Below are 24,831 nucleotides of genomic sequence, written 5' to 3'. Positions count from 1 at the left end.
CTTTTTTATTTCGACGCAGAGCGTCGGGGAATAAAACCCAAGGATCCCGCTAAAAAGCGGGATTAGTTCAACTAACAATTTTTAATTCATTGCTTCGCAACTTTTAAAAATTGAGTTTCACTAATTTAAAATGGTTTAAACAAAAAAAGTTGCCCATATGTAGGCAACTTTTTCAATTGTATGTTGTCGCACCAATCTCATTGGCACTATAAATTTTGTTCTTACCTTTTAACTAATCAACGTCTTCGTCTATTTCAACCTCCGGATCATCCTCACCCAATTCAGGGTCTTGAATTGCATCTGGATCATCGCCCTCAAAATTCTCATAGTCATCTTCATCATAATTCTCCATAGTAACCTGAAGCTTCGTGCTGACTTTCACTAAATATTTAGTGTCTTTTGTAGTCACCTCAACCGCTTCTACAATTTCATTATTGGCATTCTTAAAGGTAATGATATTATCATCATCATATCCATCAGGATATTTCTCTACCAACAACGAGAGAATTTCTGGTGTCAATTTTTTAAAGTCGACGATTACGCGTTTTAGATTGTCTCTTTTGTTACTCATAATTACATGTCTAATAGGTAGGCAAATACAAGTGGCGCTACAATGGTAGCATCACTTTCTATTATAAATTTAGGGGTGTCAATATCTAATTTACCCCAGGTTATTTTTTCATTCGGCACGGCTCCTGAATACGAACCGTAACTTGTAGTAGAATCACTGATTTGACAGAAATAACTCCAGAATGGCGTGTCTTTACGCTCCATATCTTGATAAAGCATTGGAACCACACATATTGGGAAATCTCCCGCAATACCGCCACCAATTTGGAAGAAACCAATACCGTTTTCTGAATTATTTGTATACCAATCGGCCAAGAACGTCATATATTCTATTCCAGATTTCATGGTACTTGCTTTCAATTCTCCTTTAAGAACATAGCTGGCGAAAATATTACCCATGGTACTATCTTCCCAACCTGGTACAATTATAGGTAAATTTTTCTCTGCTGCAGCATACATCCAAGAATTTTTAATGTCAATTTCATAGTACTCTTCAAGCACACCGCTCAACAACATTTTGTACATAAATTCATGTGGGAAAAAGCGTTCACCACTAGCTTCAGCATCTTTCCAGATCTTGACAATATGTTTTTGTAAACGTCTAAAGGCTTCCTCTTCTGGGATACAGGTATCTGTAACACGATTCAATCCTTTTTCCATTAAATCCCACTCTTCCTGAGGCGTTAAATCACGGTAGTTAGGCACACGTTTGTAATGTGAATGCGCTACCAAGTTCATGATATCTTCTTCAAGATTGGCACCTGTACATGAAATGATCTGCACTTTATCTTGACGGATCATTTCACCAAAAATCTTACCTATCTCCGCTGTACTCATTGCACCAGCCAAAGACACCAACATCTTTGAGCCTTTTTCCAATTGTGCTTCATAGCCTTTGGCTGCATCTACTAACGCCGCAGCGTTAAAATGTAAGTAATATTTTTCAAGAAAATTGGAAATAGGTCCTTTAGTTGTCGTCATCATTATCGAATTTAGAAAATTTGTTTGTACTTGAAGCTGAGTCGTTAAAGGTACTTTCGTACCCGTCTTCTACATTATCATCCAAGAATTTATAGCTTAACATTTTGTAATATAATTTTGCGGCAAGAAAATCTGACGATTTTTCTTCCGCGTCTGGACATAGTTCCACAATATCAAACCCTACCACATTCTTCTCTTCAAAGACTTTGCGTAAAAAGTCTAAAGTTTCATACCAAAGCAGTCCACCTGGCTCAGGTGTTCCTGTGGATGGCATGATAGAAGGATCAAAAGCATCCAAGTCAATAGTAATAAACACGTTCTCGGTCATTTGATCAATGGCGCTGTCCATCCAAAACTCATCACTGACCATATCATGGGCAAAATAAGTTTTTTCTTTGTCCATCACCGTGGTCTCAATAACATCCATACTTCTGATCCCCACTTGAATCAAATTGGTGTTTTGACTTGCTTCATAAACGGCACAAGCATGGTTACACTTTGAACCTTGATACTCTTTACGCAAGTCAGCGTGTGCATCAATTTGAAGCACGGTCAAATTATCAAAACACTCATTAAAAGCACGAATGGTGCCGATAGAAATGGAATGTTCTCCACCAAAAGCGGTCACAAACTTGTTGCGAGTAATATATTTCTTTACCGTTTGGTGTACGGCATCAACCATTTTTTCTGGAGATGAATTTTCCGTCACGGCATCCGCAAGATAAATACCTTGTTTGTAAACCTCGGTCTCTGTTTCAATGTCATAAAGCTCCATGTTTTCAGAAGCATCCAAAAACGCTTTTGGACCTTGGTCGGCACCTTTTTGCCAAGTACTGGTACCATCATAAGGCACAGGAATCAATACGATTTTGGCATTGTCTAATTTGGAATATTCCTCAGGTATTCCCGCATACGTTATATTACTGTTCATTTTGTAATAATTATTATTTTAAAAGTAAAATACAATTGGTGTTAGAATGTTATTAATATTGAGAAGCTTTTAGCTCTCATCCGTGTCGTTGTAACCTAATATTTTTAGTAAATCTTCACTTTTTTGTTGTTCGCTAAAGACTTTGGTTGTAAAATTACCATCTTCATCTTTATCAATCAGGATATGTTTTGGCGAAGGTATCAAACAATGTTGCAATCCGCCAAATCCACCAATGGTTTCTTGGTAGGCTCCTGTATTAAAAAAGCCAAGATACAAAGGTTTCTCTTTATTATACTTAGGAAGGTAAATAGCGTTCATATGCTGCTCACTATTGTAATAATCATCACTATCACAAGTTAATCCGCCCAACAATACGCGCTCATAACTATCATTCCAACGGTTAATAGGCAACATGACAAAACGTTTGTTAATGGCCCAGGTATCAGGAAGCGTGGTAATGAACGATGAATTGATCATGTTCCACTTTTCCTTGTCATTTTGTTGTTTTTGGTACAGTACCTCATAAATGGCACCGCCACTCTCTCCTACGGTAAAACTTCCAAACTCTGTAAAGATATTTGGCACATCTACTTCTTCTTGTTCACAGAACAATTGGATTTGATTGATGATTTCATCCACCATGTACTCATAGTCAAAATCAAATGCCAAGGAGTTTTTAATTGGGAAACCGCCACCAATGTTCAAACTATCCAAGGATGGGCAGATGCGTTTTAAACTGGTGTACACTTTTAAACATTTAGAAAGTTCATTCCAATAATAGGCATTGTCACGGATGCCGGTATTGATAAAAAAGTGAAGCATTTTTAACTTTACTTTTTTGTTTTCCTTAATCTGGTTTCTGTAAAAAGGGAGAATATTTTTATAGCCAATACCTAAACGAGAGGTATAAAACTCAAACTTAGGCTCCTCTTCTGATGCAATACGAATACCTATATTGAACTTGCCTTTAATTTCTTGGGACAGCAAATCAATTTCTTCATAATTATCAATAATTGGAATACAGTTTTTATGTCCGCTATTGATCAATCTCGCAATGTTTGTAACATATTGTGCACGTTTAAAACCATTACTGATCACATAGGTCTTATCTGTAATTTTACCTTCACTCTTTAATTTTTCAACAATATCAATATCAAAAGCTGAAGAGGTTTCAATATGGATATCATTTTTTAAAGCTTCATTTAAGACATGTTTAAAATGAGAGCTTTTAGTACAGTAACAATAATGATACTTCCCTTTGTATTTATGCTTTTTAATGGCTTTGTTAAACCAGGTTTTGGCACGTCCTATATTATTTGAGATTTGAGGTAGGTAGGTAAACTTTAATGGTGTCCCGTAATCTTCCACTAATTGCATCAAATCGATATCGTGAAACTGAAGGGTTTTGTCTTCCAGTTTAAATTCATCTTGTGGAAAATAAAAGGTTTGATTGATGAGATCAATATATTTTGTATTCATTATGGGTTATTAAGTTTTAAAATTCTGAAAAAAAAATCAATTAGAGTTATAAATTCCTGATAAATAATGAAAATCATACCTGAATTTGCTGATGCGAAGGAACACACACGAAATCGAGGTGCTTGCTATCGGAAATTCGATAATTAGAAGTAAGCTTTAAAATCTGGTGACTTATCTTATAAGTTGCTTTTGAAATTGACTTCTTAAAATTCAAAAGCCCAAACGTAAAAACACGATTCAAGGGTTCAGCAAATGAAGTGCAAAAGAAGTATAAAAAATTTAAAAAACAAGATGCAAAGGATAAAAATTTGCCCTCAATAGCTGAAGTCAGTAATGCTTGAAAAAAAATACAGCAGAAAGACCCATAAGACCTTAGTCCTGTGATCATTAAAGCCGTATAATGAGTGGATATTTTGCTTTGTAATTTAAGTTTATAGCTCCTTAAAATTAGGGAAGCATTTTTAAGGTGTTGATCTCTTGTTCTGTAAGGTGTTTCCAATGGCCACGAGGAATATCTTTCTTGGTTAAACCGGCAATTGCCACACAGTCCAATTTTACGATTTCATAGTTTAAATGATCAAAAATGGTACGAATAATTGTACTACCCGTATTTTTGATTTTTAAACCAATAAAGTTCTTGGCCTGACCGTCCACAAAACTAATTTCCTCCACACTGATGAATTTACCCTCAATAGTCAGTCCCTCTTGGATTTTCTTAAGATCTTCAAACTTTAAGTTCTTGTCAAGTTCTAGCTGAAACACTCTTGGCACCCCTTTTTTGGAATTGGTGAATTTTTGTGCCAACACATCGTCGTTAGTAAATAAAATCAATCCTAAGGAGTTTCTTCCCAAACGACCAATTGGTTTAATACGTGATGTTGTAGCATTAGCCACTAAATCCATCACTGTTCTCCCTTTACCCTCGCTGGTTGTAGTTGCAAAGCCTTTTGGTTTGTTAAGTAAAACATAAGCCTTCTTTTCTGGATTGATCCGTGCGCCATCAAAACGAACATCATCATCCAATTTCACTTTATAACCCATTTCTGAAACAATCTTTCCATTAACGGTCACATTCCCGGTAGAAATATGCATATCAGCATCACGACGTGAACAAATGCCAGAATTGGCGATGTATTTGTTCAATCTAATTTCATCTGGATTGGATTTTTTAGCGGGTGCTTTTTTATCAAAAGATGGTCTTGAAACGTCTTTTGAGTCTTTTTTCATCGGAGCATTCCCTCTAGCATAGCTCTTACTTTTAGGGCTATCACTTCCTCTTCCTGAAGCGGCAGAACCACTTTTGCCCTGACCTCTTCCTGAAGATTTTCCTTTTCCACTACTCCCTTGATGTCTACTCATGACTTAAAATTTTAGGCAAAGATACTTTATTATATCACTATTTTAGAGCTTGAATTTACGATTTTCATCAAATCCTATTCAATACAACGTTTACATTGATCAAAACAATGCAAAACACGCCCGCTACAATGATAAATTTCAAAATATTGTGCAATATGAGATAATGTGTTTTGGTTTTTGATTTCCATAACATTAAGAACACTACAACCAACAAAAAAGTACTTAAATAAAAGAAATAGTTCATGTATCCAATATCAAAATAGGTGATCAGCAAGAGTGTTGGTATCAGGGTAAAAATAGCCAAAACCGACAACATTATTTTTGAAACATTTTCTCCATAAACTACCGGAATGGTGCGATACCCCTGAGCTAAATCGCCTTTAATATTCTCCAAATCCTTGGTCAATTCGCGCATCGAAATGATTAAAAACAAAAACATGGCATGAAAAAAGATTACCGTTTCAAAATTTCTATAATAAATAAAAATCACAAAGAAAGGGGTAATGGTCAAAACTGCAGAAGTGAGATTCCCTATAAAAGGCAGTCTTTTTAATTTGTGTGAATAAAACCAAATCCCGAAAATATATAGTGAAAAGAAAATAACCGTATTAAACGATACATAACTTGCCATAACCACGGCCAAAAAGTTCAAGACGAAATAGAAGGATAACTTAGTATTTTGGCTCACCAATCTGTCCAGCATTGATTTATTGGGCCGATTGATTAAATCCTTTTCAGAATCATAAAAATTATTGATGATATATCCCGCCGCAATTGTAGACGCTGAAGCCAGTACTAACATGAATAAATTCAGGTCGAGCACCACTTCCCGTAAAGGTTTGTCATGTGCTAATATATAAATGGAGGTCAAATATTGGGCAAAGACCATGACCAGAATGTTATAGCCCCTAACCACAGAAAACATGCTAAAAAACTTAAGTAATAGGTGTTTTTGTTTTCTGGATAGCATAAAGACCGGTTTAAAGTAAAACCCAGTGACTATGGAATGGAGTTTGAAAAGGCATCATTAGGAATTTAAAAATTATAAACCACTTCCAGTTTGTAATCTTTAAGAGACTGTCGCGCTTTTTCTATATCTTCAGTAAAACCTAAAATATAACCGCCACCGCCTGAACCGCATAATTTAAGATAGTAATCATTGGTATCCAGTCCGTTTTTCCATAAAGCATGGAATTGCTGAGGAATCATCGGTTTGAAGTGATTCAAAGCCACTTTTGAAAGTTTCTTGGTATTGCCGAATAAGGATTTAAAATCTCCTTTTAGAAAGTCGTCCACACAAGCATCGGTATGCTTTATAAATTGATTTTTAAGCATTTTACGAAACCCTTCCTGTTTCATTTTTTCCATAAAAATGCTTACCATTGGTGCTGTTTCTCCAATAATACCACTGTCTAATAAAAACACGGCACCTTTTCCATCACTTTTTTGCGACGGAATACCCGCAGCTTCAATATGATCTTGGGAATTAATTAAAATAGGAATACTCAAATAACTATTTAAAGGATCTAAACCTGAAGATTTTCCGTGGAAAAACGATTCCATTTCAGAAAAAACCAACTTTAAGGTCATTAGTTTTTCACGCGTTAAGTTTTCTAAAACAGTAATTTTATCGAACGCATATTTATCATAAATTGCTGCAACCAAGGCACCACTACTCCCCACACCATATCCTTGCGGAATTGAGGAATCAAAATACATGCCTGCATTGATGTCTTTTTCTAAAATCTCTAGATCAAAAGTTACCAGTTCTGGGCTGATGTCTTTTAAGAATGCTACATACTTCTTAAGATTCTCATTAGATTTGATGGAAATCTCTGATTGAAGTCCGTCAGTTTTCAACGCACCGTTATAAAAATTATAAGGTATAGATAAGCCTTTGGAATCTTTTATGATACCATACTCGCCAAAAAGTAGAATTTTAGAGTAAAATAGAGGTCCTTTCATTGTATAATCTTCAGTTTACTGTTGCAGTGCCTTACTGGGCAAATATAAGCATTATTATTGGTTTTGGATGGCACCGAAACCAATTTGATCGCAAATATAGTGCCCGTTTTGACAATACGCAACTAACTCACTCTTAATAAACTGTAGGACTTCTTGACTTTGATCTTGCGGATAAAGCACATGCACATTAGCTCCTGCATCTAGCGTAAAACTAATATGTAACCCTGATTTTTGTCGGAAACTCCAAATTTTATTAATAATCTCTAGAGTATTGGGTTTCATCAGTATAAAATAGGGCATACTGGTCATCATCATGGCGTGTAATGTCAACGCTTCACTCTCAACCAATGCATTAAAGGCATTTAAGTCTCCCGATTCTAAAATCACCTTAAGATCGGCTAAGTTGTCATGAGCCTGCCGAAATCTATTTTTGGCATAAGGATGGTTGTGCATTAAATCATGACCTACCGTGCTGCTCACTTGTTTTTCGCCTTTATCCACCAATAAAATGGTGTCCTGATAATTCTCAAAATTTCCATGAACTTGATAAGGATATTTGATACCAAACAAATCGGTACTGCCTTCAATAACCACTGTGTTACCCCAAACTATCACATCGCCTTCAATGCTTCTACAGGCACTTCCTGATCCTAGACGCGCTAAAAAAGAAGCTTTCTGATTAAAATAATTGGCGCTAAAAAAATCTTCCGGCACTTGCACCGTACTCTCAGCAGCTAATAGTTTTTCAACACTCATTAAACACAAGGCCAAAGCACTCATGCCACTGGCTGAGGACGCAATGCCTGAACTGTGCGGAAAGGTGTTTTTTGTTTCAATTTTAAAGGCATACTGACGTAAAAAAGGCATATACTGCTCTATACGTTCAAAAAAAGTCTGAATTTTAGGTCTAAAATCTTCCTTTAACCCACCATCCAAATACACCTCAAAAGTAAAGGACTTATCTAAAGTCTCCTTTTTAGTAAAACTTAATGTGGTAATTGTTTTGCAGTTGCTTAAGGTAAAACTCAACGATGGGTTTTCAGGAATTTGATCCTTTTTTTTGCCCCAATACTTCACTAGGGCTATATTACTGGGAGATTCCCAAGTAACTTTTCCATCTTGGATGTTGGTGTCATAGGTAAGTGATACAAAATCGTGTTCAGTCATGTGCAGTTTTTTTTCGGAAAAAAAGTAATCTCAATAGACAAATTTTCACAGTAGTGCCTACAAAAATAAGAAATCCGATTCGTCTTTTCCACAGTTAAATAGCACAACCATCAATTTCATCATGTAATTATAGCTTAAGGTTGCACCTAAATTTTAAATGGTCGCTCAAAAGTGTTTCTATTTAATTTTTGAACACTAAGGTTCAGTTTAAGGCACTTTTACGCAGAAAATTGAGCAAACAGTCAATGAATGAACTGAATATAAACCTAAATCTCACAATCTACACAAGACAGAGACGCCTTGCTGATTTATAAACATCTGTATTATGCCATAGTATTTATTCATATTTCCAAATCTTTTATTATCACAGCAACTGACACTAATCGATAAAATTTGTACGTTTGTCGTTATTTTATTGTTTTTTTTTAAAATCCATACCCAAATAATGAATTTTTTAAAATCGATTTTGATCTTAATAACCCTGATTTGCATGCCCTATTGTAGTTTTTCGCAACTCAATACGGAGCATACTTACAAGAATGACAGATTAAATCAACTTATTTCTGCAGATAGTATATATGAAGCAACCCTGCTTTTAAATAATGATATTACCTATGCAGAAACAAATAACCTACCATTATTATTAGCCAATACAAATCAAGAATTAGGCACTATTTTTTCGGGGATAGAAAGTTATGAAACTGCAGAGTCATACTACCTTAGGGCTTTTCAACTTTTTGACTCCCTTAATAATAAAGTTGAGGTTGACCATACATTGACTGATTTGTCAAGAACTTATGTGAACGCAAGAAATTACAAAAAATTTGACAGTCTTGGCCCTATTGCCCTAAAACACTCCTATCAACTTAATAGTATTAATATTTTTTATAATTTGGGATCAAAGCTGATCAGAAACTATGCTCTCAGAAAATATGACGTTTCTTTAAAATTTTCAAATGTAGCTCTTCTCAGATTAGACACTTATACGTTTGCCACTGAAGATGAAATGGCTGAAAAGGAAAGAATGAGAATGACTTTTTCTTACTACAAAGCATTATCTCTGATTAATTTAAATCAGTTTGAGGAAGGATACGGGCTTCTCTTTACAATAGATCCTGATCAAATTCATTTTAAAAAGAAACACAATACCATCCCTTTAAACCAACTTGCCACCTTAAATTATTACAAGTTCAGATATTTTAACGAACGCACTAAACATGCAGATTCGGCTAATTATTATCTTCTAAAATCAGATTCCTTAAAATATATTACTATTAAGGAATATCAAAATAAACTCTCCAAAAACGGCGATCTTATTTACAAAATCATTAGTACTGAAAATGAGCTTCAACTTGCCAATTCTACAACAAAACAAGACCAAGCCTTGTCCAAAATCTTTTTAGTGGCTACGATAGTGTTGGGTTTATTGCTCGGTGCATTGGTAATTTTATTTTTTTATTACAATAAGATTAAAAAACGCATCCAAAAAATGAATTTAACGTTAAAGGAGTCCAATAAGAAGTTGAAAATTATTGACAAAGAACGTCTCGAATTCTTCTCTATCTTAAGTCATGAGCTCAGAACTCCTATTTATGGCATTAATGGTCTTGCCACATTAATTGAACAGGAACAATCACCTGAAAAAAGAAAAGGATACTTGAACGCACTTATTTCTTCCAGTAATTATATTTCAGTACTTATCGACAATGTTTTACAAATCTCAAAATTAAAGTTTGAAAATAAAAAACTACATCTCAAACCCACCGACATACTAAAGTTGGTTAATAGAATTTCGAGTTCAATAAAAGTTTCGGCGGATGAAAAAGGACTGATACTTTACACCAATGTAGAAAAAAATAATTGGGATGAATATTTACTCATCGACAAAGTGGTTTTAAGTCAAATATTAATCAACCTATCTTATAATGCCATTAGATATACCTCCAAAGGCTCTGTATCTATTGAACTTACTGAACAAAAGCGCACCAACACTCATGTTAATATACTTTTTGAGATTAAAGACTCAGGAATAGGAATTCAAAATAAACACAGGGATATTATTTTTAATGCTTTTGAAAACAAAACCTTTCTAGAAAAAAACAGTTCCGGATCAGGTTTAGGACTCTATATTGTAAAAACCTTGCTTAAAAGTTACAATGCGGATATCAAATTTTTATCAAAACCTAATGAAGGCAGTACGTTTTACTTTGACATCGACTTTGAAATAGCCAAATCATTAGAAGAAATATACCACCAATCCGCTCAATTAAACGATACTCCTACCAAAGTACTTGTTGTGGATGACAATACCATCAACTTGATGATCACTCAAAAAAACGTGGAGAAAATTCCTGGCTATATGTCTGGTACTGCCACAAATGGCAAGGAGGCCATTTGCCTTGTAAAAGAAAAAGATTTTGATCTGGTTTTAATGGATATCAATATGCCAGATATGGACGGGTTTGAAGCCACTAGGCATATCAGATTGTTTAATCCTAACATTCCAATTTTGGCCTTAACTGCCCTAAACTCTTCTGAAATTCATAGTAAAGCAATGGCTTGTGGCATGAATCATGTTATCACGAAACCCTATGATTTTGAGGAGTTTAAATCTATTATCCTAAAGTACCGCAATGTTCAGCAGGATTGAGCTAAACTATATGGATTGAGAGACAATATAAGCCCCCGTCCAGGCATTTTGGAAGTTAAAACCTCCCGTAACCGCGTCAATATTTAGGACTTCGCCCGCAAAATAAAGATGTTTGTAACGTTTACTTTCAAAGGTTTTAAAGTTAATTTCTTTGAGGTCTACACCGCCTGCGGTAACAAACTCTTCTTTAAAAGTACTTTTGCCATCTACATTAAAAACCGCCTTGGTAAGCTGACCAGATAGGTTGTCGAGCTGTTGCTTGTTCAACTCCGCCCATCGTGTGTCTTGCAAAATATCTGATGCTAAAACCAATTTCTGCCATAAGCGTTTTGGAAGCTCAAATTGTGGCGACTTAAAAACCGTTTTTTTAGCATAGTTGAGTTTACTTTCTTTTAAACACTGTATACACGCTTCAAAAGTTTGTTTGACAAAATTAATTTCAATTTCAAATTTATAGTTCCGCTGTGCCAGTTCAATCGCACCATAGGCAGAAAGCTTTAAAATGGCGGGCGCACTCATGCCCACATGTGTCATCAGTAATGGGCCTTCAGAAAACAAATCTGTACCGACAACTTTAATGTCCACGTTTTGAGCGACCACGCCCGGAATGTCATTAATTCGTTGGTCTTTTATATTAAATGTAAAAAGTGAGGGAACAGCTTTAGAAATACTATGCCCCATATCTTCTAACAATTTCCATATTTTAGAATTACTTCCTGTAGCAACAACCAGTTTGTTACAGAAAAATGTGTCGGAGTGTGTTTCGATTTTAAAATGATGCTCTATATCTCCGGATTCATTCTGAGAAGACGGTTCTATCTTTTTTACACTTTCATTATAGCACACCTCAACCTTATGCTTATCCGCCTCGGTTAAAAAACAATCGATGATGGTTTGCGAAGAATCGGAAATCGGGAACATCCGCCCATCCTCTTCTATTTTAAGTGCAACTCCTCGTTTTTCAAACCAATCGATGGTATCTCCAGTCATAAACTTATGGAAAGGACCTAACAGTTCCTTTTCACCTCTAGGGTAGTTCAAGACCAATTCAGAAGGGATAAATTCAGCGTGGGTCACATTACACCGACCACCACCAGAAATCCTTACCTTTTGCAGACCTTCTTTACCACGTTCTAGGATGGCTACCTTTAAATGTGGCTGTTTTTCAGCAATGTTGATAGCCGCAAAAAACCCTGCCGCCCCGCCTCCAATAATTATTACATCTTTAAAATTCATAAGCGGTCTGGAAAATCTGAGATGATGCCATCTACGCCAAACGATTTTATAAGCGTAATATCTTCAACAGTATTGACGGTCCAGGTGTTGACTTTATAACCTAAATCTTGAATGTTTAGCACAGATTCTTTCGTTAACAGATGGTACTCCGGATGGATGGCTTTCGCATTTATAGATTTAGCAAAATCTAGCGCTACATTAAGATTACCTTCAGTAAGCACAGCTAACGGAATATTTTTGTTGATATTAAATACCGTGGTTAATTCTTCATGATTAAAACTGGACACGTTAAAATCTTTAAAACTCCAATCTTTTGTTTCTGTATGAAGCTGTATGCTCTTACACACTTCAAAAGCCGTGCGGTCGCCTTTCAGCTCTATATTCAGTATGCATTTTTTATCAATTACATCCAATACTTCAAGCAAGGTCGGAATTTTGAATTGTCCGTGGACTTTCAAGTCTTTCAACTCTTCAAGAGATTTCATGGCAATTTCGCCAAATCCGTCCGTCAAGCGTTCTAAAGTAAAATCATGAAACACCACCAACTCTCCAGTTTGGCATAAATGCACATCAATCTCAATACCATCCACACCTAAATCCAACGCTTTTTGGATAGATTCCAAAGTGTTTTCTGCCACATGACCTTTGGCGCCTCTATGTCCTATTTTTTGTATGTTGTTCACTTAAAAGTGGTTGTTTGAAGTTTTAGTTTTGAAATGTTATTCTAATTCTTAGGACGCATCAATCCTTCCTGCGCTACGGAGGCTACAAGTTTTCCGTCTCTAGTAAAGATGTTTCCTTTTGCAAATCCGCGCGCGCCAGAAGCATTAGGAGACTCCATAGAATACAACATCCAATCGTCAAAATCGAAATCTCTAAAGTACCACATAGAATGGTCCAAACTTGCCGTTTGGGTATTACCCCAATGTGCTTTACTGGCATGACGATTCATGGCCGCAGCTAAAATATTATAATCTGAAACATAGGTTAAAATCTGTTGTTTTAATGCCAGATCTAAATGAGAAGCATCCCCTTTTAGCTTAAACCATACATTGGTGAAAGCAGGTAAATCTTCTGAATTGAAAGGATTGACTAGTTCAACAGGCTTGAATTCTACCGGACGATCGACTTCCAAAAAGCTTTTCATTTTTTTTGGAATGACCTCTCCAAACTGTTCTAAAATTTCTGACCAACCCATTAACTCTTCAGGTTGTTTGATGCCCTCTGCCATGCTGATTTGATGGTTGTGACCTTCTTCTTGATTCTGAAAGGAAGCAGAAAGTATAAAGATCGTGACGTCATTTTGCTCTGCAGTAACCCGTCTTACAGAAAAGCTCCCGCCATCTCTGGTGATGTTTACCGTATAAATTATAGGTAGTTCTAAATCTCCCGCTTCCAAAAAATAGGAATGCATGGAATGTAACACTCGTTTATTGCTTATAGTTCTGGCTGCAGCATTAAGCGCTTGGGCCAACACTTGACCTCCAAACACATTAGGACTACCTACAGTTTTACTAAAGCCTTCAAATTGAGCGGGATGAATTTCCTTTAAAGCGATAAGCTCAATTAAATCGGTTACATCAGTCATTGTCTTAACGTGTTTAAGCTTTTCAAAGGTATTTAAATGGGGGGACTTCTAAATTTAAATAAGTATTAAATTGTAAAATCTGATTCATTTAAAGTTTTTAACTTCTCCATCTGTTTTTTTATTACCGACAAATCCGTTTCATTTTTCTGATTGGCGATAGCATCTTGGTACAATGTACCAATCTCATTGACAATTGTTTTTCTATAGAGCTGATCAAAAGCCTCAGCATGTCCTAATAAATACTCGAGCATCATGAATAGTTTTTGAACTACAATAATATCATGTTTGCAATAGGTACGTAAGGCGGCCATCACATTATACATCAACATTTCAAAACTTACTGTTTTGATGCTTATAAAGGCATGGTCATCATCAAAGAGATAACTGCTGTCTCGCTTTTTCATACGGAGCACAAATAATTCCGTCATATAATCAATGGCATTAATTGCCGTACCTGGATCATTGATACCGGGGGACATGGCTTTTAACGCAATTTCTGTAATTTGCTTAAATGCCAAGACGTAATTTTCCTCTACGATTTCATTTTTTGAAAAGTTAAAAGCTCGGAGTGCATGGTCTAAGGTATCTCCATCCAATTCAGCACCAGAATATCTAAATAACGGAAGACTTTTTAAAATGTAGGTGCCTTTTATTTGTGATATCTCAATCTTAATCTCTTTTTCTTTGGCAAAAGAGGCAAGTGCATTTAAGCTAATATCCTGAAAATAACCTGATTTATTTGAAATTACTTCATTCCAACTTGACGTATCTGGAAATTGGGTTTCGATTGATTTCTCATTTTCTATCAATCGACTTAATCTGTCATAAGCTGAATCATAGATTTTATCCATAATCGTCCCAACCTGTATTTGTTGTGAAATGGAATGGATAAAATAAATGAATGCCCCTAAGCATAAGGTCATAAAAACAATGGCCAGTAATACTGAAAACCCAGGAAGTTGATATTTATCGCCGGTTGGTGTTATGGATACCAAAGTGAAAATGCAGTATAAAAGTGTAGAATTATAGATTCCTAAAATAATTTGATGTCTTCTATTAGAAATCAATCCGGGCAGTAACCGTGGTGAAAAATTGCTCGAGGCCTGATTGAGCAAAATCATTACCAAAGAAAAACTAAATACCATGATAGAAATTAAGCCTCCTATAAAAGTGGATAATAAGCTTCTCGCCGTTTCTGTATTATTAATTACCAAAAGTGGGGCATTTTCAATTAAGTATTTCGAGACGCCCCAGCTCTCCAAATAATACATAAAAAATGCAAATGAAAGCCCCAACAAACTAATAAGCGAGGGATAGAACGCAATATTGCTTTCTAGCTTAATGATATATTCAATAATGCGGTAAAATTGATTTTTCATAAATGAGATACTTCTCGATAAATCCACATTAAAAATTAAAACCTAAACCAAATGAAAATCGTGATCCGTCTTCTCCTGTAAATAAATTGAATGTTCCCGACAGCGATTTGGCTGCGGTAATTCTTAAACCACCACCATAATCATTATGCCATTTATCAGAATAATCTCCTCTAAACCATACGCGACCTACATCTCCACCTCCAAAAACAGTAATTTGTAAAGGTAATAAACGTGTTCTTATGGAAGGAAAACTATACCGCAAATCGGCGCTGGCAACCAAGGCATTTTTTCCTGTGAAGCGCTCTGCCCTGTAGCCTCTCAATCCAGAATCCCCACCAATGTTTGCCGCTTGATAGAACAAATAGTTATTTCCAAAACGGAATTGCGAACGCACATCGGTTTTAAGCACTAAGGTTTTATCCTTGGTTAACGCATTATAAAAACCAATATCAGCATTAATGTAACCGTACACCTCATCAGCATCTTGTAGATTAGTTCTGGCACCCACATCCAAATTAAACGTCATGCCTTTGGTTGGGTTTATTTTATTATCCGCACTTAAATAGTCATATTCGGCTTCCAATGCTCCAAAATAATGGCGCTCATAAAATTCCTCATCGCTCTTTGGACGAAACGTTGTTATAAATCGATCAGGTGAGGCATCCAGTTGAATGCCTTCAAATATTGCTCTAAACCCATAATCACTACCAAAAGCAGATCGTTTTAAAACCCCAATATGACCTCTATAAATGCTTTTTTTAACCCGGTTAAAATCATAGGCACCTGCATCATTATCGGTTTCATTTCCATAACCAAAGAAATTATTGGTATATGCTTCATTCGTATAGGCACCGCCAACGTTCAAATTCCAGTCATAAAAGAAATTGGCAAATTCACCATCATAATCTAACTTAAAGCCGCTGGTGTCAAAAGCGTATTTAGCATTAAATGCGTGTTGCTGCGAAAACGGATTCCGCTGAAACCCATTAATGGTGTATACCACCGCACCACCCAATAACACCCCATCATCAGGGTTATAACTAAAATTTGGGGTGAGTGAGGTGCCTTTGGTCCTGTTTTTTTCGAAATTAAAAAGATTTAAGGTGTAGACATCAGTGAATTTTACTTTTGCTCCATTTTTTGAAAGGACCGTATTTTCTTTTGATTTATGATCATAAACCTTAACTCGCTTCCCTTCTTTTATATTGTAAATATCATTGCCTTGCCCTCCTATGATTCTTGTGAAAATTAAATTTTCGCCTTCTCCATTAACTTCAAATTGATCATGGTCGTTCAATCCATATATCCACAATTCCTTGGTCACGTTACTATCAAAAGTCTGATCTAAAAACGGCTCGCTGATACCGCCATCTTTAAGTCTCGAAATCTTAACTTGAGTTAAATTCTCGTTCAAACGCGTAATTTCAAAATAATCGTCTTTATCTGTACCGGTCAACACGACCAATTCATTTAAATAATCATAATACCGACTAGCGATGTCCTGCATATTACCGCGACGTCCTTTCAACTTTACCTTAATATCTTCAATGATACTATCCTGAACCTCAACGGGTACATAACTAAACGCTTTTTCTATCACCTCATCTGTTATATTTTCTTCTAAAAATTTGGCCTGTTTTAACCATGCTTCTCTATTAGATTGTTGCAAAAGCACACGATCTAATTTTACACCCGCACTGTTCATCCATTTAATATCTGCTAGTTTTGCATCGTACACCTGAAGTTGTCTTGAAGCCCCAGAGATGACTCTAACGATATCCAACATGGTGCCATCAAAGTTTGAAAATACTTGGTCTCTATCTCTTGGAATAGGTTTGTATAATTTGTCTCCATTTTCCTGATTAAATTGCGCCCAACGCCATTGGTCTTGATGTCTGTCCCAATCTCCAATTAACATATCAAATAAGCGGGCTCTGATGTAGGCGTTTTCATCAATCCTGTATTTTTCATCTTCTCTGACCTTTTCAATAATGTCATAGGTACTTTCAATATCATCAGCATATCCGAAATTACGTTCGTCCGTATAATTTTCTTCGGGGCGCTCCTCAATCATGTACAACTGACCCCCATAACCTGCATTAAATTCCTCTAAATATTTATGTTTGGGAATGTAAAATATTTGAGGATTGGTATGGTAAATTTTTGCAGCATCTGACAAATCTGGAATGGCCATAAACGCATACGGATGAGCAGCGGTATAAAAATCTAAAATAAGACTTTCAATTTCGGTTTGTTCATAGGCATCTGCTACGTAAGAATTTTTAAAGAGTACTTTTTCCAAATATTGCGTCGGACTCTTACGCAGCGCACGCATATTCAATTCTCTTCCATCCTTAGTTTTAAGTCGCAAAGATTTGGTCTGATGCCCACCTCCTGCCCTTACCACTTCCAATCCGCCATAAAGCGTATCTAGGGTAGCCACAGGCACTTTAATGGGTTTACTATAAACACTGCGGTAACGATCTCCCAAAAGCATTTTATAGACGGAAGATTTATCGGTTTCCTCATCGGAATAAATCGATACTTCAACCTCTTTTGGAAAAGTATCCGGCAAAATAGAATAATCATAAGCTTTTGTAGGCGGATAGACCTCCTTTTGAAACAATAAATGCGGTGTATTGTTTTCTGAACCAAAAACTTGTACCCAAGAACTGCCGTCCTTAAACACTGTAAAAACAGCAAAACCTTGAAGACCATAGGCAAACACGCCGTGTGTCTTTAAGTTAACTTGACCTGTTTTTGAACCAGAACCAGAGACGATTTGTTTAATGTTTCCGTTATCAATGTATTGTAACGTATGTTCATGACCTGACACAAAAATAATATTGCCATTTTCAGTAGCCAAGTTTTCCAAACGATCCATCAAGTCATTATAGAGTTCATTGTATCTGTCTTGAATGGAAACACCGCCTTGGGCCCTAATTTGAGTTACCAATGATGCTAAACCTGGCATCGGAATTTTTCTCTGCATAGGAAACAAATGCTTTTCTAACGCAAATTGACCGCCATGAGTACTGTTGGTATACATAGGATGATGCATTGCAAATACGATAGTTTTGCCCTGGGCTTTCTTTATCTCACCTTCCAACTCGAGCATCAAGCGTTCTCGGGTTTTTATGACACAATCTTCATTTATGGTAGGATGACGATCCCAATTTTCAAGATACCATTGGGTGTCAATAATAATCAATTGAATGGTTTCGCTCACATCAATACTTTTAAGAGGACAACCGTTTTCAGGAAAAAAACTATTTTCATCAAGGGCTTCCTTAATGTATTTTTCTTCCAAACGCACACCAGTGACGCCACCAGCGTACCATTCGTGGTTACCAGGAATGAATATGGTCTTGCCTTTAAAATTTTCAACCGATTTTACTTGGGCATTAAGCATGTTTTCAGCAGAACCTCGGTACTTATGCTCAATTATAGGAAGGCCAGCAGGATAGATATTATCACCTAAAAACAAGGTGTAATCTCCTTTGGTATCCTTATCTGAAATATAGTTCTGAAAGGCTGTTAAACCCTGAGACATGCCGTTCATTGGTGACAAACCTGCGTCGCCCACCAAGTAAAACACCTTATCGACTTCTTTATTTGGAAACGTATTTTGTTGATCTTCCTTATCTAAATATTGCGCTTGGTAGGATGCACAGGCATTCAATAAAACAGCAGCTAAAAGGAGAATGGAGAGGTTTTTAATCGTATTCATTAAGGACTATTATTTTAAGGGCTTATGGATGTGTATACTGATAAACAAAGTAAACAAATTTCTGACTAGGCTATTACAATATGAACACTCGGCTTGTAAACATAAAATTTTATTAAAAGAGCTCTTCTTTTAAAAGCTACAAATTAATTTATTTCAGGCACCTGTCAAATGGAATTGATAGTTTTATTTACACAATAACTTCAGTATCTATAACAATATCACTCAATAAAGTTTTATGAACCGGACATTTTGAAGCAATCTCAACCAGTTTTTCTTTTTGAGTGGCATCTAAATTTCCTACAAATTTAAGTTTCTTAAGAAGATGATCAAAACGTGTAGGCTTTTCTCTGTCTTGCATTAAATCTTCACTATGTTTTTTTGAATAAGTGATGTATACATACACTTCCTGTAAATCCCATTTCTTGCGTTCTGCATAAAGTTTCAAGGTCATTGCTGTACATGACGCCAACGCAGCGCTTAAAAAATCATAAGGGGAAGGTCCAAAATCATCACCACCAAAAGATAGTGGTTCATCCGCAACAAAATTGTGCTTCTTTGTTTGTATAGAGGTCGTAAATTTATCTTCCAATAGATTTAGATGCGCTACCAATTGCTCGTTTTCTGTATCTAAAATTTTGTTGTCATGGGTATCAAAATACCGCTGCACCCATGCCCCTATCATATTACCTACATACATACTATCCTTCTCCTTCAGCAATAAATGATCGGCATCATTTAAACTTATAAAACTTTTTGGATGGAAGGCACTTATAAATAACTGCTGTGCATTGTCAATCCCCACCACCTGGTCAAACGGAGCGTGCATGATCAGGATAGGCTTCCGAAGTTGTTTGGTAATTTCAGGCAAATCTGTCTTATCAAAATCTTCCACAAACTCTTGGTTGATCTTAAAGGGGCGTCCTCCAATATTGACCTCAACATCGCCCTTTTCGGCAATCTCATCAAATTGGTGCGAAAAATGCCGTTTGACATGTTCTGTGGTGGCTGGGGCTCCAATAGTGGCCACGGCCTTTATATTATCAAGTTGTGATGCGGCCACAATTACAGCTGCTCCACCCAAAGAATGCCCTATAAGTAATGAAGGTGCTTCATAGTGCTCTGCCATATAATTATTAACTGCCAATAGATCTTCCACATTGGCAGAAAAATGACTGTCTGCAAACTCGCCTTCACTGTTGCCCAAACCCGTAAAATCAAAGCGAACCACTGCAAAACCATGTGTGGTGAGTGCTCTACTGATGTTTTTAACTGGTTTTAAGGTGCTACTACAGGTAAAACAGTGTGCGAAAACAGCGTAGTTATGAGGTTTTTGGTTGGCAGGCATCTCCAAATACGCTTGTAACCGCAAGCCCTTTGAATTCTGTATGTTGAGTTTTGTACTTTGCATAATAGGTGTTTTTTAAGCTTTTAAATGAATCACTTTATCCTGATCAACATGTTCTGAAAACTGCTGTAAAAGCACCTTCAGTTTTGGGTTGATATAAGTCTCACAAAAAGGTTTCTTAGGATTTTTATAATAGTAATTGGTGATGTCGTCTCGAGAGGGTTCAAAAAATTGAAAGAGCAATACCTGAGTGATGAATTTTTGATCCTGCTCTATCTGAAAGCCTTTAAGCAACTGTACAACGTCTTCATGCTGAGTGTTGTTAAAAGTGTATATGGCAGAACGGTATTTTCCCCTCATGGAATGGTCAGATTTACTTTTATGGGTAAACAAATGTATTTCAATTAAAGTTGTTAGCGTGACGCATTTAATATTAAAATGAACGATAACAGCTTCAGAGAAGCCACTATTGGATTTTGTAGACGTCACATACCCTTGTTCCACCTTTTCTACACCTTTTACGGACTGAAAAACCGCTTCTGTACACCAATGGCATCCGCCACCGAAACCAATTTTAATGATGTTTGGTGTCATGAAATCCTATGGTTTGATCTCCACACCTTTCCAAAAAGCGACGTGGTTTTTGATGGCTTTGGCTTTTTCAGAAACTTCAGGATAAAACCAGGCGGCATCTTTGTTTTGCTTCCCATCAACTTCTATAGTATAATAGGAAGCTAACCCTTTCCACGGACAGGTGCTTTGGGTATCACTTTTTTTAAAATAGTCTTTATGGAGACTGTCTTGTGGGAAATAGTGGTTGTTTTCTACGACTACAGTGGCATCATTTTCTGCAATAATGGTGTGGTTCCAGATAGCTTTCATTCTTATTTTTTTATCAATGATACTAAAATCTCAGATAAATTAGAAACGCTCTCGCTTATAAATCAAATAAATGGCTGATCAAATCTTTCATAATGACAGGTATAGCCGTCCGGTTTTCTCAGCAAATAATCTTGATGTTCAGGTTCTGCCGCCCAAAATTTAGAATAAGGTTCTAGCGTTGTAGCCACTTCACCATCCCACTTATTGGAAGCATTGACAATAGTAATAACTTCTTCAGCTACAGCTTTTTCTTCTTCATTCTGAAAAAATATGGCAGAGCGGTAACTTGTCCCTATATCATTTCCTTGTCGGTCAAGGGTTGTAGGATTATGAATTCTGAAAAAATAATCTAAGAGTTGTTTGAAGGACGTTTTATTAAGGTCGTAAGTGATTTCAATACCTTCAGCATGCCCAGGATGATTTCTATAGGTTGGTTGCTCGTTTTCTCCTCCAATATATCCTACTTCGGTATCCTTTACTCCCGGACGTTCTCTGAAAAGATCTTCCATCCCCCAGAAACAGCCGCCGGCTATATATGCTTTTTTATATGTACTCATTGTGTTTTATCTAAATTAATCTGTTATTAAATTGAATATTTTTGCCTTCAGCATTGTTTTGGTTGGAAAAACATCCTTTATGAACTGCAGGATAACATGCTGCATCCCACTTTATCACGGGCCCATTCAGGCCGTTTTGCAAACCATTGCTCATATTGGGGCTGTTCATCATACGGTTTTTTCATCATCTGAAACAATTCGTCGATGAGTGTATTATCACCCTTATCTGCTGCATCAATGGCTAATTGCGCCATGTAGTTGCGCAACACGTATTTAGGGTTGACGGCGTTCATTTTAACTACTCTTTCTGAATTTGAAATGGATTCTGTTAACAAGCGTTCTGCATAGCGGTCAAACCATGCATTCCATTGGGCTTTAATTTTATCAGAAAGTTCTGTTGGTGCATAAAAAGCGTCGTTGACGAGAGGTAAACCTTCAGATGCTTTCCCTGGTTTAAAGCTGCTCAATTGCCTAAAGAAAATCGTCATGTCCGTTTCCGTCAGTTGTAAGGCATCTTCCAACGCTTGAATCAGCAACACATCAGACGCATTTTCAGATTGCAATCCTAATTTGCTCCGCATCATGGCTAGGGACTGCGATTCAAAATTGGTGGTATAGGTTTCCAAAATCGCCTCCATAGCCTTCGCGTCTTCAATCAGCGGATACAGTGCATTGGCGAGTTGGTACAAATTCCATAGTCCTATATTGGGTTGGTTTCCGTATCTGTAGCGCTTGTGTTGGTTATCCGTCGTATTTGGTGTCCACCCACAATCAAAGCCTTCCAACCAACCATATGGCCCGTAATCTATGGTCAACCCGAGAATGGACATGTTATCCGTATTCATTACCCCATGCACAAAGCCTACACGTTGCCAATGAATGATCATCTCCAATGTACGGGCACAGACTTCTGAAAAAAACTGGGTATAGATATCCTTAGAAGGCGCTCCTAAATGTGGAAAATGTTCTTTTATGGTGAAATCAACCAAAATTTTCAGATTTTTATGATCCTGTCGTGCCGCGAATATTTCATAACTTCCAAATCTTAAAAAACTAGGAGACACGCGACTGACTATCGCTCCTTTTTCATATTCAGGATTGCCGTTGTACATCACGTCCCGCAGCACTTTATCTCCAGTCAAGGCTAAAGATAGGGCTCTGGTAGTAGGCACTCCCAAGTGATGCATGGCTTCACTACACAAGTATTCCCTAATGGAAGAACGCAGGACTGCCAAGCCGTCTGCTGAACGGGAATAGGGTGTTTCTCCCGCGCCTTTCAACTGAACTACCCAGTTTTTTTGATCATGTTCAACTTCAAACAAATTAATAGCACGCCCGTCTCCCAACTGCCCTGCCCAATTGCCAAATTGATGCCCTGCATAACACATGGCGTACGGCGTAGTGTTTTCAAGTACTATATTACCTGTAACTACGTTTAAAAACTTTTCAGATTCAGCATCGGATTTTGTTAAACCTAAGTTGTTCAACATTTCAGGTGACACATGCAACAACTCAGGGTTTGAGGTGTGTTTTGGCGTGACATAAGAAAAACACGCTTCCGTAACCTGCCGTCTGCTATTTTCGAGATTCGGATCTGCGGGTAATTGCGTGGTAAATTTATTTTTAATGTTAAGCTTCATTCGTTTTTTATTGGGTACCTATCCTATAATATTATTCCATTTGTCACTTCTTTTGGCTACCAATTTTATATATCCACAAACCGCAACGGCTTCATAGCCTTCTTCGGTCAATTTTTCAAAGGTTTTTTTAACCAACATTTTGCCAATGCCCTGACCGCGGATATTAAATGGCACTTCACTGTAAACCAAATGCATTTTTCCGTTTTGCATTTCATACTCTACTTTTGCAATTTCACCATCGACTTCCATAGTAAATTGTTGCTTGTCTTTGTCATGAATCACTTTCATAAAATTTTTATTTATATTAAACACTCGCATTTTTTAATTTGTCAGCATGCATGTTACGCAGTTTTGCCAATTTTGGGATGATGACCGCTGTACAATAGCGCTCCGTTTGGTTATTGGCAAAATAATCTAGATGATCTTCAGTTGCTTTATGAAATGTTTCCACGGGACTGATTTCAGTTACAATTGGATGTTCATAATAGGGTGCAATTTCTTCGACCACTACTTCAGCAATTCCTTTTTGTTCTAAATCATTGTAAAAAATGACTGAACGGTATTGCGTACCAACATCACCTCCTTGCTTATTTAGTGTGGTTGGGTCATGGCTCGTCATAAAAACAACCAATAAATCTTCATAAGTTATAAGGGATGGATCAAAATGCACTTGCACCACTTCAGCATGTCCTGTTAAACCAGAACAGACTTCGCGGTAGGTTGGCGTTCCAGGAACAGAACCACCCATATACCCTGAAACCACTTTATGCACCCCTTTTATTTCGTTAAAAACAGCCTCAACGCACCAAAAACAGCCACCACCGACAGTCATGGTTTCCAATTTTTTATGTGACATATGTTCGTTCTATTTGGTTAAACTTCTTTTTTAGAAGCATCCATCGTCATGGATTCAGAATTGACACAATAACGCAATCCGCTAGGTTCTGGACCATCAGGAAACACGTGTCCCAAATGCGCATCACACACATTGCACATCACTTCAACTCTAACCATTCCAAACGAAATATCTTTCTCATATTTTATAGCGTTCTCTTTAATGGGCTGCGTAAAACTTGGCCAACCTGAGCTCGATTTAAATTTTATGGTAGAGTCAAATAATGGCGTATCACAACACACGCAGTTGTACTGACCTTCTTCATACACGCTACATAGCGCGCCGGTTCCTGGAGCTTCCGTTCCTTTTCCTCGTGCAATTTTAAATTGCTCTGGGGTTAATATTTTGCGCCATTCTGCTTCTGATTTTTCAATTCTTCTATTGGGTTTGGGATTGCCATTTACGGCAAAATCCATCACATTTTTCCATGTAAGCATAAAATTCAAGTATTTTTCTTAAAGTTAAAAATTATAATAT

Annotated in this window: 22 protein-coding genes; 1 reads left to right on the top strand and 21 read right to left on the bottom strand. The window is 36.8% G+C overall.

Annotated features, from left to right (window positions below; genetic code table 11):
• Positions 1 to 232: 232 nt before the first annotated feature.
• The 8 genes from JEM65_RS16255 to JEM65_RS16220 all read right to left on the bottom strand — a co-directional run bounded on the left by JEM65_RS16255 (position 233) and on the right by JEM65_RS16220 (position 8,452).
• Positions 233 to 571, bottom strand: a complete 339-nt coding sequence (locus JEM65_RS16255; RefSeq protein WP_199601779.1) for a hypothetical protein — start codon at positions 569 to 571, stop codon at positions 233 to 235.
• Between the two features lie 2 nt (positions 572 to 573).
• Positions 574 to 1,551 carry a deoxyhypusine synthase family protein gene (locus JEM65_RS16250; RefSeq protein WP_199601785.1) on the bottom strand — a complete coding sequence of 326 codons (978 nt, stop codon included), beginning with the start codon at positions 1,549 to 1,551 and terminating at the stop codon, positions 574 to 576.
• Positions 1,538 to 2,482, bottom strand: coding sequence for an agmatinase (gene speB / locus JEM65_RS16245; RefSeq protein WP_199601777.1), 945 nt, complete (start codon positions 2,480 to 2,482; stop codon positions 1,538 to 1,540). The genes JEM65_RS16250 and speB overlap by 14 nt, the downstream gene beginning before the upstream one ends.
• Before the next feature lie 69 nt (positions 2,483 to 2,551).
• The gene (locus tag JEM65_RS16240; RefSeq protein WP_199601771.1) at positions 2,552 to 3,961 is read right to left on the bottom strand and encodes an arginine decarboxylase; all 1,410 of its coding nucleotides are present in this window, start codon (positions 3,959 to 3,961) and stop codon (positions 2,552 to 2,554) included.
• 447 nt (positions 3,962 to 4,408) lie between these two features.
• A complete protein-coding gene (locus tag JEM65_RS16235) occupies positions 4,409 to 5,320 on the bottom strand; it encodes a pseudouridine synthase (protein ID WP_199601769.1) in 912 nt (303 codons plus the stop codon).
• Positions 5,321 to 5,387: 67 nt separating this feature from the next.
• A complete protein-coding gene (locus JEM65_RS16230; protein ID WP_199601767.1) occupies positions 5,388 to 6,290 on the bottom strand; it encodes a geranylgeranylglycerol-phosphate geranylgeranyltransferase in 903 nt (300 codons plus the stop codon).
• A 65-nt stretch (positions 6,291 to 6,355) separates the two neighbouring features.
• The gene (locus JEM65_RS16225) at positions 6,356 to 7,285 is read right to left on the bottom strand and encodes a mevalonate kinase family protein (protein WP_199601765.1); all 930 of its coding nucleotides are present in this window, start codon (positions 7,283 to 7,285) and stop codon (positions 6,356 to 6,358) included.
• 54 nt (positions 7,286 to 7,339) lie between these two features.
• Complete coding sequence (locus tag JEM65_RS16220; RefSeq protein WP_199601763.1) at positions 7,340 to 8,452, bottom strand: diphosphomevalonate/mevalonate 3,5-bisphosphate decarboxylase family protein; 1,113 nt, start codon at positions 8,450 to 8,452, stop codon at positions 7,340 to 7,342.
• 445 nt (positions 8,453 to 8,897) lie between these two features.
• On the opposite strand from JEM65_RS16220, the gene JEM65_RS16215 reads away from it, so the two are divergent.
• Positions 8,898 to 11,102, top strand: coding sequence for a response regulator (locus tag JEM65_RS16215; protein WP_199601761.1), 2,205 nt, complete (start codon positions 8,898 to 8,900; stop codon positions 11,100 to 11,102).
• Positions 11,103 to 11,108: 6 nt separating this feature from the next.
• Here the strand turns inward: JEM65_RS16215 and JEM65_RS16210 are convergent, their stop codons facing one another.
• The 13 genes from JEM65_RS16210 to msrB form a co-directional block, all read right to left on the bottom strand.
• Complete coding sequence (locus JEM65_RS16210) at positions 11,109 to 12,338, bottom strand: NAD(P)/FAD-dependent oxidoreductase (protein ID WP_199601753.1); 1,230 nt, start codon at positions 12,336 to 12,338, stop codon at positions 11,109 to 11,111.
• A complete protein-coding gene (locus JEM65_RS16205; protein ID WP_199601745.1) occupies positions 12,335 to 13,021 on the bottom strand; it encodes a glycerophosphodiester phosphodiesterase in 687 nt (228 codons plus the stop codon). Before JEM65_RS16205 ends, JEM65_RS16210 begins: the two co-directional genes overlap by 4 nt.
• Positions 13,022 to 13,062: 41 nt before the next feature.
• Positions 13,063 to 13,926 (bottom strand): acyl-CoA thioesterase, encoded by an 864-nt coding sequence (locus tag JEM65_RS16200; RefSeq protein WP_199601743.1) that lies wholly within the window; start codon positions 13,924 to 13,926, stop codon positions 13,063 to 13,065.
• Between the two features lie 65 nt (positions 13,927 to 13,991).
• Complete coding sequence (locus tag JEM65_RS16195; RefSeq protein WP_199601741.1) at positions 13,992 to 15,305, bottom strand: DUF2254 domain-containing protein; 1,314 nt, start codon at positions 15,303 to 15,305, stop codon at positions 13,992 to 13,994.
• Positions 15,306 to 15,333: 28 nt separating this feature from the next.
• Positions 15,334 to 19,035 carry a metallophosphoesterase gene (locus tag JEM65_RS16190; protein ID WP_199601739.1) on the bottom strand — a complete coding sequence of 1,234 codons (3,702 nt, stop codon included), beginning with the start codon at positions 19,033 to 19,035 and terminating at the stop codon, positions 15,334 to 15,336.
• 187 nt (positions 19,036 to 19,222) lie between these two features.
• The gene (locus JEM65_RS16185; protein WP_199601731.1) at positions 19,223 to 20,443 is read right to left on the bottom strand and encodes a bifunctional alpha/beta hydrolase/OsmC family protein; all 1,221 of its coding nucleotides are present in this window, start codon (positions 20,441 to 20,443) and stop codon (positions 19,223 to 19,225) included.
• A 12-nt stretch (positions 20,444 to 20,455) separates the two neighbouring features.
• Positions 20,456 to 20,974 (bottom strand): peptide-methionine (S)-S-oxide reductase, encoded by a 519-nt coding sequence (locus tag JEM65_RS16180; protein ID WP_199601727.1) that lies wholly within the window; start codon positions 20,972 to 20,974, stop codon positions 20,456 to 20,458.
• A gap of 6 nt (positions 20,975 to 20,980) precedes the next feature.
• Positions 20,981 to 21,262: a DUF427 domain-containing protein gene (locus JEM65_RS16175; RefSeq protein WP_199601723.1), complete on the bottom strand. Its 282-nt coding sequence runs from the start codon at positions 21,260 to 21,262 to the stop codon at positions 20,981 to 20,983.
• Between the two features lie 62 nt (positions 21,263 to 21,324).
• Entirely contained in the window at positions 21,325 to 21,819 is a 495-nt protein-coding gene (gene msrA / locus JEM65_RS16170) for a peptide-methionine (S)-S-oxide reductase MsrA (protein WP_199601720.1), read from the bottom strand.
• 77 nt (positions 21,820 to 21,896) lie between these two features.
• Positions 21,897 to 23,459 carry a protein adenylyltransferase SelO gene (locus tag JEM65_RS16165; RefSeq protein ID WP_199601718.1) on the bottom strand — a complete coding sequence of 521 codons (1,563 nt, stop codon included), beginning with the start codon at positions 23,457 to 23,459 and terminating at the stop codon, positions 21,897 to 21,899.
• Between the two features lie 18 nt (positions 23,460 to 23,477).
• A complete protein-coding gene (locus tag JEM65_RS16160) occupies positions 23,478 to 23,747 on the bottom strand; it encodes a GNAT family N-acetyltransferase (protein WP_199601716.1) in 270 nt (89 codons plus the stop codon).
• 16 nt (positions 23,748 to 23,763) lie between these two features.
• Positions 23,764 to 24,315 (bottom strand): peptide-methionine (S)-S-oxide reductase MsrA, encoded by a 552-nt coding sequence (msrA, locus tag JEM65_RS16155; RefSeq protein WP_199601714.1) that lies wholly within the window; start codon positions 24,313 to 24,315, stop codon positions 23,764 to 23,766.
• Positions 24,316 to 24,332: 17 nt separating this feature from the next.
• Positions 24,333 to 24,791 carry a peptide-methionine (R)-S-oxide reductase MsrB gene (gene msrB / locus JEM65_RS16150; RefSeq protein ID WP_199601712.1) on the bottom strand — a complete coding sequence of 153 codons (459 nt, stop codon included), beginning with the start codon at positions 24,789 to 24,791 and terminating at the stop codon, positions 24,333 to 24,335.
• Between the last annotated feature and the right edge of the window lie 40 nt (positions 24,792 to 24,831).

Source organism: Gelidibacter salicanalis, assembly GCF_016469035.1.
Lineage (GTDB): Bacteria > Bacteroidota > Bacteroidia > Flavobacteriales > Flavobacteriaceae > Gelidibacter > Gelidibacter salicanalis_A.
This window is presented reverse-complemented; position numbering and strand designations above follow the sequence as displayed.

Coding starts and splice junctions, on each gene's coding strand:
- JEM65_RS16210 (WP_199601753.1), bottom strand. CDS start 12,338: ATGAATTTTAAAGATGTAATAATTATTGGAGGCGGGGCGGCAGGGTTT.
- msrA (WP_199601714.1), bottom strand. CDS start 24,315: ATGTCACATAAAAAATTGGAAACCATGACTGTCGGTGGTGGCTGTTTT.
- JEM65_RS16250 (WP_199601785.1), bottom strand. CDS start 1,551: ATGACGACAACTAAAGGACCTATTTCCAATTTTCTTGAAAAATATTAC.
- JEM65_RS16235 (WP_199601769.1), bottom strand. CDS start 5,320: ATGAGTAGACATCAAGGGAGTAGTGGAAAAGGAAAATCTTCAGGAAGA.
- speB (WP_199601777.1), bottom strand. CDS start 2,482: ATGAACAGTAATATAACGTATGCGGGAATACCTGAGGAATATTCCAAA.
- JEM65_RS16200 (WP_199601743.1), bottom strand. CDS start 13,926: ATGACTGATGTAACCGATTTAATTGAGCTTATCGCTTTAAAGGAAATT.
- JEM65_RS16230 (WP_199601767.1), bottom strand. CDS start 6,290: ATGCTATCCAGAAAACAAAAACACCTATTACTTAAGTTTTTTAGCATG.
- JEM65_RS16190 (WP_199601739.1), bottom strand. CDS start 19,035: ATGAATACGATTAAAAACCTCTCCATTCTCCTTTTAGCTGCTGTTTTA.
- JEM65_RS16195 (WP_199601741.1), bottom strand. CDS start 15,305: ATGAAAAATCAATTTTACCGCATTATTGAATATATCATTAAGCTAGAA.
- JEM65_RS16225 (WP_199601765.1), bottom strand. CDS start 7,285: ATGAAAGGACCTCTATTTTACTCTAAAATTCTACTTTTTGGCGAGTAT.
- JEM65_RS16160 (WP_199601716.1), bottom strand. CDS start 23,747: ATGAAAGTGATTCATGACAAAGACAAGCAACAATTTACTATGGAAGTC.
- JEM65_RS16185 (WP_199601731.1), bottom strand. CDS start 20,443: ATGCAAAGTACAAAACTCAACATACAGAATTCAAAGGGCTTGCGGTTA.
- JEM65_RS16180 (WP_199601727.1), bottom strand. CDS start 20,974: ATGACACCAAACATCATTAAAATTGGTTTCGGTGGCGGATGCCATTGG.
- JEM65_RS16165 (WP_199601718.1), bottom strand. CDS start 23,459: ATGAAGCTTAACATTAAAAATAAATTTACCACGCAATTACCCGCAGAT.
- JEM65_RS16240 (WP_199601771.1), bottom strand. CDS start 3,961: ATGAATACAAAATATATTGATCTCATCAATCAAACCTTTTATTTTCCA.
- JEM65_RS16220 (WP_199601763.1), bottom strand. CDS start 8,452: ATGACTGAACACGATTTTGTATCACTTACCTATGACACCAACATCCAA.
- msrA (WP_199601720.1), bottom strand. CDS start 21,819: ATGAGTACATATAAAAAAGCATATATAGCCGGCGGCTGTTTCTGGGGG.
- msrB (WP_199601712.1), bottom strand. CDS start 24,791: ATGCTTACATGGAAAAATGTGATGGATTTTGCCGTAAATGGCAATCCC.
- JEM65_RS16175 (WP_199601723.1), bottom strand. CDS start 21,262: ATGAAAGCTATCTGGAACCACACCATTATTGCAGAAAATGATGCCACT.
- JEM65_RS16255 (WP_199601779.1), bottom strand. CDS start 571: ATGAGTAACAAAAGAGACAATCTAAAACGCGTAATCGTCGACTTTAAA.
- JEM65_RS16215 (WP_199601761.1), top strand. CDS start 8,898: ATGAATTTTTTAAAATCGATTTTGATCTTAATAACCCTGATTTGCATG.